This is a genomic window from Aliiroseovarius halocynthiae, assembly GCF_007004645.1.
In the GTDB taxonomy this organism is placed as follows: domain Bacteria; phylum Pseudomonadota; class Alphaproteobacteria; order Rhodobacterales; family Rhodobacteraceae; genus Aliiroseovarius; species Aliiroseovarius halocynthiae.
Genome location: NZ_ML660028.1, coordinates 43,274 through 54,501, shown reverse-complemented (window position 1 = coordinate 54,501; position 11,228 = coordinate 43,274). Strand labels below are relative to the sequence as shown.

Genomic DNA, 11,228 nt, shown 5'->3' with positions numbered 1-11,228 from the left:
TGGTGATGACTTTGTGGCAACTGTGGCGGGGGTCGGAACTGTCGCGAAGTTGGGCTATAGTGGAACCAAGGCCACCGTCGCGATTATTAGGAGTGTCTTTGCGAAGAAGAATCCTATGTCTGTATATATTTCTGTACAAGGCGGAAAAATTTCGTATGTCGGCATAACAAATAATATGGCAAGGAGATCGGCTGAGCATCTGCGGGATTCGGGCCGTATAATCACTGAGGTCCGCGGCCTTCCCAAACGCATGGATCGTTTGCAAGCCCGGGCTATTGAGCAGGCAGTCATAGATAAAGTAGGCTTGAAAAATCTCAGCAATCACATTAACTCAATCGCTCGGACTAACCCCGATTATGCATTGGTCGCAAAATACGGCATACGATACTTGGATCGATTTGGGCTATGAGTAAGAAAAATATCGGAAAAATCGTAGAGCTAGAGCTGCCCAGTTTTATTGTCTATGGGGTTTGCACCCATAGCGATGGTCCTAAAGGGGAGATTATTAAGCTCTTTAAGGGGACCTACCAGAAGCGATTGTCTAGTCAGGAACTTAAATTTGATGATCAAGACTATTTTACTACAATTCGCTTCCCGCTGCGCTACGCGCTGAAGGAACCCGAGGTACATATCGTTGGAAAGGCCGAGCTATCAGATGCTGGCAAAAAACGGCCTATCTTTCGATCATTAGGTCTTGCGCGTGCCGGTGAAATGCCAAAAGGTTGGTGGATCATTGATGGCGACAAAGAGCATTGGGTAAGCGCGCTTACCAGTGAGATGGCATCCTACCCTGATGATGGATTGTACAATTTACTAGCTATCCAAGAGCTATACGAAAGGGATCTGTATCCAGACTCACTCGAATTGCTATCTCGTGGGCCACTAGCTTTCGACCCGACGAGAGTATAGCAGGACTTTCGGTGATTCCGTTGCAAAGCCACGTGTTTGCGCTGACTTTGGAAGGATATGGAATGCTGTTTCATGTGAAACGCATCTCACCCCACCCTTAATACCCGAACCTCTCCATTCTGCGCGCTGTGCACGATCCCGGCGATCTGCACCTGCCCGTCTCGGTGAACCAAGATCAGAAAATTCGNGCACGATCCCGGCGATCTGCACCTGCCCGTCTCGGTGAACCAAGATCAGAAAATTCGTGCCCGAGCGCGGTGTGTTCCACGCATCCGCATCGGCCCCAACGATGGCCGCAGCCTCGCCCGTCGCAAACCCCTTCGCCACCCCACGCCGTCCGGAATAGACTGTAAAGGCAAGCCGCATCGCGTGTGTTGTCTCGCGGTCTATGCCGCTGACGCGATAGAGGTCCTCGACCCGCTGCACACGGTTGGGTGCTCGGCGCCATTGGCGGAACTTGGCCAGTGCATCCGCATCAATGCCGAACTGCGCGGCGGCGCGTTCCAGCAATTCCGGCCGCGCGGTGTTCAGGTCAATCTGCCCGCCGACATCCACCGCCGTCACGCGAAGAACCTGCCCACCAAGCGTGATGGTAAATCCCTGTGACAGGTCGCGATCCGGTTCCGCCAGCCATCCCGCGGCAAGCCGCAATATGTCCGCCGATTTGCCCGCGCGCCCAACAAGCATCTCTTCCGTTGCAAGCCCGGTTCGCGCGGCGACCACCCGCGCTGCGGTCACCGCATATAGGGTCGTCAGTGTGGCCAGACCAAACAGCACAGCAATCAGCGCAAAGCCCCGACGCCCATGGTGTCTTTCCCCTTTTGCGGGCATAAGGCCGGAATGGAACTTCTGCGTCATCAGACCAAGATCGCTTTTCTTATTGGGCTTCACCTGACAGTCTATGGACTGTTTTGGGTTGTGTTAAGCCCGGTTTATCTTGGCTGGCAAGCGGTGATATTGGCAGGGCTTTTGATCTGGGTTTCGGTCTGGGATTTTCGGACGTTTGAAATTCCCGATACCGCGTCAGCTCTGCTGCTGATCACCGGGTTGGTCTTTACTTTTGGGGCAGGGGATCTGCTGCAGGCAGCGCTTTCGGCCGTGTTGTGGGCAGGGGTGTTTCTGGCCATCGCGGTTGGGTTCTCGACATTACGCGGCGTGGATGGGTTGGGGCTGGGCGATGTAAAGCTAATGGCCGGAATTGGCGCATGGCTTGGGCCATTCGCTCCAGTCTATGTTGTTTTGTCTGCGGCGCTGTCTGCGATTGTGACCCTGCTGGTAGTTGCCGTGATGAGGGAAAATAAATCACCCATTTCCACCAAAACGGGGATTGCTTTCGGGCCGTTCCTTTGTCTTTCTGCATGGGCCGTTTGGATATCGTCAGGAGGGATCAAGTGATCTTGCGCAATACTCGGAAAATGTCGCGGAAAAGCGGGATGACAATTCTGGAGGTTCTCATTGTTCTGACGGTTATCGCGCTGATTGCGGCCGTAGCGGGCCCGCGGTTGGTGGGCTATCTGGGACGTGCGAAAACCGAGACCGCCGCGTTGCAGATCAAGCAGATCTCGAATGCGCTTCAGCTTTTTTACATCGATATGGGCCGCTACCCGTCCGATGCCGAAGGCTTGGCCGTTCTGGTCACGCGCCCCGCAGGGGAAACGGCGTGGACTGGCCCTTATATGGAGACCGCGGAGGCGCTTCTGGACCCATGGGGCCGTGATTATATCTATGCCGAACCGGGTGCCGACGGCGTTCTGTCGGTCACATCGCTTGGGCGAGATGGCGCGCCCGGGGGCACGGGCGAGGATGCAGATCTAAGCCTGTGATCTAGGATGCAGGCAGCGTTACGTGTTGCAAGCGCACCGTCATTTCAGGCCAAGCGGGCTGACTGTCTGGATCTGCTGTGATGCGCACCAATGCGGGTAACCTGTTTGTGTGCGCCCAGTTCTCGACCCACTGCGGGGGGGCGGACAGAGCGTCGAAATAGGCTAAACGCGCATTGGTTACATTCTGCGCCAGCGTACCGCCAGTCGGTTCATTTTGGGACCCATCTCCATTCGGTGCCTCGGCAATTAGCTGAATTGTTTCCCCAAGGCGAACCGTAACACGGAGTGCAGCCAGATCCGGTGCGAATGGGGTAGGGGCAAAACTAACGAAGCTCAGCGTTGTGGGCGTGCCCTGGAAGGTGATTGGTACGTTGGTCAAGCGATCTGGTGGTGTTGCGGAAGAAAGCCATTCGCGTAATCGGATGCGTAGCGCCAGTTCTGGCTGCTGTTTTGCAACTGCTTCCACCCGACTGAATGCGCGCGCACCAAGGTTCAGGCTGGTTGCCAGCCCAACGGCGATCACGGTAAGCAGGGCCAAAGATACCAACATTTCCAGCAGGCTTAGCCCTGCTTTGCTGCGCTTCATCTTTCAGCCACTTTCACAGTTTCCATTTGGGCCAGTACTTGCTGCGCTGCGTCCAGAATGCGGATCTGGACGACAAAATACTTCGGAAGCCCATCTGCCTGCATGCTTTCGTTGACCAAAGTTTCGATGCGCCATTGGCGATAGGTCTCTTGGGTCCGTCCTTCGGCTAGCGGATCGGACACACCAAGACGGTCAAGTCGAGATTGGGCATAATCTGTGGCGAGTATGGCATGTGTGGAGTTGCCTGATTGACGGAGCATGGCAGATTGACCTGGCAGCAAAACAGCCAGCACCCCAGCCATCACAGCAAACGCGACCAAGACCTCTAGCAGTGTATACCCCGAACGCGGTGTCATCTTTCAACCTGCTTCAAACGCCCTGTCAGAGGGTCAAGAACGAGACGCATAACTGCGTCGGAGATCGTCAAGCATAGGGCATCTGCACGGGCTGTACCGTCGGCAAAGAAGTGAAGTTTACTGGCTGAAACGTCACCGTTGCAGTCGGCATCCTCGATCGCCAGAACAACAGTTTGGCCGATCTTAACTGCCCGGTGACGTGATGTCGCTGCTTGTGATTGAAGCGCAGCCACCGCTTCTTGCATTTGCAGTCTGGGCGAAGCCCCTCCACTTCCCGCGATCACGACCGCGCTGATGGCGCTCATGATTGCGAGGGCTATGAGTACTTCGAACAGGTTCATGAGGTTTTCCGACTAGAATGCAATATCGTTGAGGTCCAAAATAGCCGAGATCGTCGACATGATCACAGCCCCCACGCCAAGTCCGATGACAAGCGTCAGGGTTGGCGTGATCAATTTGACCGCCTGAGCGAGGGACTGCTTAGTCTGATCGCCAAGCGTGTTCACGGCCGTTTGCAATGTCTCTAGCAATTGATCGCTTTCCTCGCCTGCTTCGATCATCGCAAGCGCCAAGGGATCCATAAGGTCGGTATCATTAAGGGAAGCTCGCAGCGTTTTTCCGTCGACGATGCTGTCGTGCGCATTTTTTAGCAGCTCTTGCCAGTCAGGGTCAGGAACAGCTGCTTGAGTTTGCTGCACTGCGGACTGCAACCGATCGCCTGAGGACAGAAACTGGACCATCGTCTGACAAAACAATAGCGATTGACGTTTTTGCAGAAACACTTTTAAGCCGGGTAAATGCTGGGCAATTTTGAAGATAAGGACCTTTAAGCGCCCGCGGAGCCCATAGCTAAGCCCGCCAATCGCCGCAGCTAGGACAAGAAGAATTAACCAGTGCTGCAAAACCAGCTGGCGTATGGAAGCCATGGTTGACAACACAACTGGGGGTGCGGCCTGAGAAGACAAGAAAACAGGCATAAGCGTCGGGGTCAGATAGAAAACCAACAGCGCAATAACCAGCATTGACATCAAAATCAGAATGACGGGATAAACGAGAGCCTGCCGAATTTCGCGTTTTATCCGCAGCTCATCGTCCAAGCCTTTCGCGATCCGCCCAATAACTTGTGCCAACTGGTTTGACGCTTCTGCGACCTCAATCATGCGAAGATATCGTGCAGGTATCGACCCATAACCATCAGTCAAAGCCTCGGCCACCGGATCTCCGTCTTGCACCTGATGATGAGCGGCATCCAACAGGCGGCGCAGTCGTGGATCGCGAATTTGCCTTGCGCAATAGCTAAGGGACTTGGTGACCGGAAACCGGGCATCAAGCATGATCGAAAATGTCTGGAAGAAGCGGCTCAGCACTTCGGGGCGAATTTCCGTTGTTCCGCTTAGCGACAACTCCCGCTGCCACCATTTCAGAGCCACGCCCCCCTCTTTCAAATCAATCGGGATCAGACCTTTGCGCGCGACTTGATCCAAAGCTGCAACCTCGTTTTCGGCAGACAGCTGTCCGGTGACGGTTTTCCCGTCCGGATCAAATGCTGAATACGAAAACTGGGGCATCGGCTCTTCCTCAAAACTGCAAAGACGTGTCGGCTCGAATCTAGTCGATGATGCGGTGTCCCCCATCCGGAATGACAATACCATTTTGGATAAGGCCGTTCGCACCAGAAATACGCGCGCGGATTTCTTCCGTGATCTGTCGGCTGCTATTCCCGTTGCGGATAACCTTTGGGGTAATTAGAACAAGAAGCTCGGTCTTGCGGGCCTGATCACGTCTGTTGCGGAACAAAGCACCCAACACGGGCACATCTCCTGCGCCCGGGACTTTCGAGTTGGTCCTGTTTCGGCTTTCTTCAATCAACCCGCCCAGGGCAATGGTCTGACCATCGGTGACGACAACGCTGGTTTCGATGCGGCGTTGCGAGATGGTTGGGCTATCAATTCCTGAACTGGTCGTGCTGGACACGGACGAGACTTCTTGCTCGATATCGAGAGTAACCTGGCCGCTATTTGAGACACGCGGGCGGACCGTCAACAGAATACCTGTGTTGCGAAACGAGATTGTGTTAACAACTGGCGCGTTCGGGTTGGACGTATCCCGCACCTGCTGCGTAGCTATGGGCACTTCATCCCCGATTTGAAGTTTGGCTTCCTGGTTGTCCAAAACCATCAGGCTGGGTGACGATACGACATCGACATCGGTGACCGAGTTTAGTGCGTTTAGCGCCACCGAAGCTGATGCACCTTGGAATAGCAAAGACAGGCCCGGAAAACTGGCCCCGACTGACCCAGATTGAGAATCTGAGAACGTCGCGCTGGCCGTCTTATTCTCGAAGAACCAACGCAGTCCAAAGTTCAACTCGTCGTTCAGGCGTACCTCTGCGATCGTAGCCTCAAGCAGGACCTGAACCGGGGTCGTATCCAGCGACTGGATCAACCGCGAAAAATTGTTCTGTTCGTTCTCGTTGCCCCAAATGATCAGCGCGTTCTTTGCGTTGTCCGCAACGATTTTTGGCGCCCCCTCTACCTGCCCACCTTCTTCTTGTGCGACTTCTTTGAGCATTTCATTCAAAATGGGAGCCAGCTCTTCGGCGCTGCGGTTCTGCATGGCGTAAACGACCGGTCGGCGGCGCGAGCCGCGAGCGGTTCGATCCAGATCCCTGATCCAGCGCTCGGCTCGCGCCAAGTATTTCTGGCGCGACGTGATAACGATAACAGCGCTCAGTCGCTGCGAGGGAACAAATGTGATGACGTTCTGAAGGCTACCACCCTCTTCATTTTCAAAAACAACCGACAGCTCCTCGACGATTGCTTCGGGTTCAGCTGCGTTGAGTTTGAACAGCCCGACTGACTTGCCTTTCAGCACATCGACGTCAAATAGGTTGATGGCGTCAATCGTCGCATTCAACTCTTCACGGTTCCCTGCGATCAACAGAATGTTGCGTTTGGGAATAGGTTGAAGACGGACATTCTGTCCGGTGATGGGCTCAAGCAGACGCATCATTTCAGCCGTCCCGATATACTCCAGCGGCACTGCAACAACACGCGCACCAACGCCTACCGCATCCTCAACGCGTGAGATGCGGCGCGTTCCCGAGCTTTGTGAGACAATTTTGATCAGATCACCGCTTGTCTCCAACGCTGCACCATTCAGCTCAAGAATCGTCTGGAAGGTATCCAGTAGTGCCCGTTCGCTAAGCGGGCGGGTTGTTTGCAACGTTACCGAACCTTCGACGCCCGGCTGAATAGTATAATTCTTCTTCAGCGCGTCCCCAAGAACCGCCTTGGCGGCGCGCTTGATGGGGACGTCCACAAGGTTAAGCGTGAAGGCACCGCTGTCGCTGACCGAAATCAGCTCGCGTTTGTTTGCCGTACCCGCTAGAAACTCATCGGTTCCAAGTGATCTCCGGGTTACTGCCGGACGCGTCAGTGAATCCGCGAACCTCTGAAACGCAGATCCTGAAGAACCGGATCCTCCCTTCTGATTGGCCAGCAGCTGTGACCCGCCTTTCCCCGAGCCCGCATCGCAGGCAACGAGGGTAAACAACACGAGCAGAGCATAGCCTGCTGAGGCAATTATCTTTTTGAAAGTTATCATTGATAAAGCTCCACGCGGTGAAATGCATCACCGCTCTTTAGAAGGACCCAGTCGGCGCCGACGTCGGTCAATTTCCAATTCCCAAAGAGGGTTCCTACCGGTGCCCAATCGGGGCTTCCGCCCTCGATGGAAAGCAAGGCAGACAAGTTTTCGCGATCACCGCTTATGCCATGCAACTTGATGTTCGGTGGCAAGCTCGGTTTGATTTCCACTGGCTCAGGAACAACTTCTGGCTCGATCACGGCGATCTCTTCGACTGTTTCCACAGCCGGTCGCCGGGTTGGTGCAAAGATCGGCCGTTCCGAGATCGCTTCAAAATAAACTGCAGCCCGTTTTGGAAGATCCGGCGCAGTTGAAGTGTTGGCGTTTTGAACTGATGCAATATTTGTCTTTTGCGAGGCGAATTGCACCACCGTTCTTTCCGGAGCGAACATCTGCGTGATGGTCAAAGCGCCCAAGGCGACCACGACACCCAGTAAAATCCCAGTTCCAAGCACCGGCATCACAAATGCTTTCATTGCGAGACTTCCCCGGCAAGCTCGGTCGGCGCTGAAAGACCCAACTGGACAAACACTATAGGTTGCGTGCCCTCGGCACCGGGACGGTTCAAACGGCGAATATTTGCTGCGTCGACCAACAACACCGGCTGGCCAAACTCCAAACTTTGCAGAAACTGGGCTAACCGATCCAGCGTCGCCTCAGCCTCGAGCCGGAAGGTGACTGTTTGCACGTCTTCCACAAGCCCTTGACCCGTGGGGGCGATCGAGCGAAGCGCGATCCCGCTGGACGTTGCCAGCTGATTGATCTCGGACTGGATTTGCGCTGTTACCACACCGATTTCGCCCGCATGCCATTTTAATGCCTTGCCTTCAACCTCCGGCACGGCCTGAAGCTGTGCAGCCAAACGGTTTGCACGCGTGTTAAGTGATAGAAGCTCGCCTTCGGCTGCATCCAGCCTGGCGATAGTGTCGGCTTTCCAGTCTGCTAAGGCAGGCAATGCCAGCACCGCTCCCGCAAACGCTCCAAGGCCCAATAGGGTTGCTGGAAGAGAGTATCCGAAAACCCGCATGCCCATCATTGAACCTCGACCGTCATGGCGATCTGAAACCGTTCACCACCATTAGAGGTGCGCGACACAGGCCCCGACAATCGCGGGCCGATGAAAATCGGGGTTTTGGCCAAGTTCAGAACCAGATCCGTTGCTGAGCCAGAAGTTTCACCCGAGATTACCAATTGCCCTTGTCGCAGTACAACGTCACTAAGCCAAACTTCGTCGGGTAGCGTAACCGTCAGCGCGCGCAAGATTTCGACCATGCGCGCGCGCTGCGTCACCGCCTGCAAAAATCGCTCGGTTTGAGTTGCAGATGCATTCTTTTGTTCAAACCTCTGGCGCATTGCGACCACATCCGTGCGCCTTTCTAGCAAGGCTGGCTCAAGCTTCGCGATCGCGTTCTGCGCATGCCAACCGGGTATCGTCCAAAGCGCGGTCGCCAGCAGACCCCCAAGCCCAACCAATGCAATGTTGAGCCGCCGCCACACCTTGGCGTACGGGGCGACCAGTTCTGTGCGATCGACCAGAGGGGAACTTGCGCGGTTTTCGATACATATTTTGCGCACCCGAAGCCCAACACTTTCCAGTCGGCGGAGGATTGCGTCGATCTCTGAACGTTTAGCTACGTGTTGGGTGACAGAAAGCTCGTCACCCGATGAGGTTTCTAGCCACACAGCAGAATAAACGTCCGTAGGTTTGAATGGTGTTTTGCGCACCAGATCAAATGCTGCAATCTCGGCGACCTTGTTTCGTGCGGATTTCGGCAGCGACAACAGCCGAGTCAACATAATGTCTTTCGGCAACACAACATCAACCAAAATGGCCTTTGGTAGCGGGGAAATGGAACTGGCGCCGGGCGCCAACAAAGAGGCGGGCGCAACGATGTCGCGCCTACGAACATCAATATCCCTACCATTCGGGTCAAATGTTACCAGTGGTGCTAGTGGCTGGCCCGAGAAAACAGCAAAAAACCGATCCAACGTTTGGTTGAACCAGCCCCTATAGGCCCCTTTGGATTGGGACGATCTGCCGCCGTGCCTCATATCTACCCCGCGTTGATTTGCGGTTTTGTATTTTTCATGTCTATAGAGTATGGCGCGCTATATTGCTACTGCTACAATCAAAAACTTCGGGGTTATGTTGCTGTGTTGGAACAGAGTTTTAGGAAAATTCAAACCGAGGAATTTTTGAGCCACCTGCAATCTGCGGGAGATCTTGATGATTTTTCCGCTCGACGCGCGCTTGAGGCTTGCGAAGAGGCAGGTACTACTATTGAGCGTACTTTGCTAGAAATAGGGCTTGCGTCAGAAGACACGGTCTTTCGCGCGTTGGCCGACTATCTGTCGTTGCCGTTTACGGAAGCCGCCGACCTGGATCCCGCGTTCGCCCAGACCTTGGACCTCCCGATTGACTTCCTAGAGCGTGTCGCCGTCCTGCCAGTCAAATATCAGGACGATCACATCGTGATCGCCACCGCAGATCCACGCGCAACGGATGTCTTTCAGAGCATCAGCTATCACCTGAAATCGGACATTGCCCCCGTTATTGCTTCCCCCAGCACAATCAAGGGAGCTTTGGCGCAGATTGCCACTGTAGATGACAATGATATTGGTGCCTCGTCCGGTGATATCGACCGCCTGCGGGCGCTCGCAAATGAGGGGCCGGTGATCAAGCTGGTCAATGATATTCTTGCCGAGGCAGTGTCAGACGGTGCATCAGATGTGCATATCGAAGCGCAAGAGGCCGGGGCGCGTGTTAGGTATCGTGTGGATGGCGTTCTTGACACGCGCAGCACACTTAGGGACGATTTGCGCGCTGCAGTCGTTAGCCGCCTGAAGGTGATGGCGAACCTGAACATTTCAGAGAAGCGGCGCCCTCAGGATGGGCGCGCAGATATTTCGGTGCGCGGACGCATGATTGACATTCGGATGTCCACATTGCCCACGATGTATGGGGAGAGCATCGTCATGCGTTTGCTAGACCGTGCGAATGTTGCGCTGGATTGGCAGGCGCTAGGCTATTCGACCGAACGGACTCGCCAAATTGTCGAGCTGATCAATGCCCCGAATGGGATCTTCTTGGTGGCTGGTCCAACTGGATCCGGTAAGACCACAACACTTTATACCGCGCTTCAAGAGATCAACACCTCAGACCGGAAGATCGTCACCGTCGAGGACCCCGTTGAGTACGCTTTGCAAGGTGTTAATCAGGTTCAAGTGAACCCAGAAATAGACTTGAGTTTTGCGTCGGCTCTGCGTGCGATCCTGCGCCAAGATCCTAACGTGGTTATGGTCGGCGAGATCCGAGACGAAGAAACTGCCGAAATTGCTGTGCGTGCTGCCCTTGTTGGGCGGCTTGTTCTCTCAACCGTTCACACAAACTCAAGCATTTCTGCGATTGATCGTCTGCGGGATTTGGGTGTGCCACCCTACCTGATCGCAGCCACCGTGCGCGGTGTTTTGTCTCAACGCCTGGTCCGTAAAACCTGTACAATCTGTGCCGGCGCAGGATGTGACACATGTTCTGGCAGTGGAGCGAAAGGGCGAACGGCAATTTCCGAACTGCTAAGTATCACTCCACGACTGACCCAGATGATCTCAGACGATTGCTCGGATATTGAACTGTCTCAGGCAGCTGCCGAGGAGGGGTTCGTTGATATGATGTCAGATGCGGAACTAGGCATGCATGCTGGGCTCTACTCTACCGAGGAAATTTTGCGCGTTTTGGGGAAGGTGCCGGTGGCGAACTAGTTGTTTGAAACTCTGTTGCTATGCCAGAATGGCGGTTGGTTCAGCTATTGCCAAGCGCATGCATGGACGGACCCAACACTAGATGAAATGCGTCTGAGGGTTTGCTGATCGGCCGCATCCCTGAGGGGTTGAATTCGCGGGAATTGA

13 protein-coding genes are annotated in these 11,228 nt (G+C 54.6%); 5 read left to right on the top strand and 8 right to left on the bottom strand.

Annotated features, from left to right (window positions below):
• The 4 genes from FIL88_RS16865 to gspG form a co-directional block, all read left to right on the top strand.
• Positions 1-409 (top strand): GIY-YIG nuclease family protein (locus tag FIL88_RS16865; RefSeq protein ID WP_221931172.1); only part of this gene is annotated, 409 nt, incomplete at its 5' end.
• Positions 406-909 (top strand): hypothetical protein, encoded by a 504-nt coding sequence (locus FIL88_RS15995; protein ID WP_142854886.1) that lies wholly within the window; start codon positions 406-408, stop codon positions 907-909. The genes FIL88_RS16865 and FIL88_RS15995, both read left to right, overlap by 4 nt.
• 840 nt (positions 910-1,749) lie before the next feature.
• Complete coding sequence (locus FIL88_RS15985; protein WP_185960998.1) at positions 1,750-2,304, top strand: prepilin peptidase; 555 nt, start codon at positions 1,750-1,752, stop codon at positions 2,302-2,304.
• Entirely contained in the window at positions 2,268-2,732 is a 465-nt protein-coding gene (gene gspG, locus FIL88_RS15980; RefSeq protein WP_322788903.1) for a type II secretion system major pseudopilin GspG, read from the top strand. Before FIL88_RS15985 ends, gspG begins: the two co-directional genes overlap by 37 nt.
• A gap of 1 nt (position 2,733) precedes the next feature.
• Here gspG and FIL88_RS15975 read toward each other — a convergent pair whose 3' ends face one another.
• The 8 genes from FIL88_RS15975 to FIL88_RS15940 form a co-directional block, all read right to left on the bottom strand.
• Entirely contained in the window at positions 2,734-3,318 is a 585-nt protein-coding gene (locus FIL88_RS15975; RefSeq protein ID WP_142854883.1) for a prepilin-type N-terminal cleavage/methylation domain-containing protein, read from the bottom strand.
• Positions 3,315-3,674, bottom strand: a complete 360-nt coding sequence (locus tag FIL88_RS15970; RefSeq protein WP_142854882.1) for a type IV pilus modification PilV family protein — start codon at positions 3,672-3,674, stop codon at positions 3,315-3,317. The genes FIL88_RS15975 and FIL88_RS15970 overlap by 4 nt, the downstream gene beginning before the upstream one ends.
• Positions 3,671-4,015 (bottom strand): hypothetical protein, encoded by a 345-nt coding sequence (locus FIL88_RS15965; protein ID WP_142854881.1) that lies wholly within the window; start codon positions 4,013-4,015, stop codon positions 3,671-3,673. Before FIL88_RS15965 ends, FIL88_RS15970 begins: the two co-directional genes overlap by 4 nt.
• A 12-nt stretch (positions 4,016-4,027) precedes the next feature.
• A complete protein-coding gene (locus FIL88_RS15960) occupies positions 4,028-5,104 on the bottom strand; it encodes a type II secretion system F family protein (RefSeq protein WP_185960997.1) in 1,077 nt (358 codons plus the stop codon).
• A 178-nt stretch (positions 5,105-5,282) separates the two neighbouring features.
• A complete protein-coding gene (gspD, locus tag FIL88_RS15955) occupies positions 5,283-7,232 on the bottom strand; it encodes a type II secretion system secretin GspD (protein WP_185960996.1) in 1,950 nt (649 codons plus the stop codon).
• Between the two features lie 44 nt (positions 7,233-7,276).
• Positions 7,277-7,798 carry a hypothetical protein gene (locus tag FIL88_RS15950; protein WP_142854878.1) on the bottom strand — a complete coding sequence of 174 codons (522 nt, stop codon included), beginning with the start codon at positions 7,796-7,798 and terminating at the stop codon, positions 7,277-7,279.
• The gene (locus FIL88_RS15945; protein ID WP_221931170.1) at positions 7,795-8,349 is read right to left on the bottom strand and encodes a GspMb/PilO family protein; all 555 of its coding nucleotides are present in this window, start codon (positions 8,347-8,349) and stop codon (positions 7,795-7,797) included. The genes FIL88_RS15950 and FIL88_RS15945 overlap by 4 nt, the downstream gene beginning before the upstream one ends.
• Before the next feature lie 5 nt (positions 8,350-8,354).
• Complete coding sequence (locus FIL88_RS15940; RefSeq protein WP_185960994.1) at positions 8,355-9,119, bottom strand: PilN domain-containing protein; 765 nt, start codon at positions 9,117-9,119, stop codon at positions 8,355-8,357.
• Positions 9,120-9,518: 399 nt separating this feature from the next.
• On the opposite strand from FIL88_RS15940, the gene FIL88_RS15935 reads away from it, so the two are divergent.
• On the top strand, positions 9,519-11,081 hold the full coding sequence (locus FIL88_RS15935) for a GspE/PulE family protein (protein WP_185960993.1): 1,563 nt from the start codon (positions 9,519-9,521) through the stop codon (positions 11,079-11,081).
• Positions 11,082-11,228 lie beyond the last annotated feature (147 nt).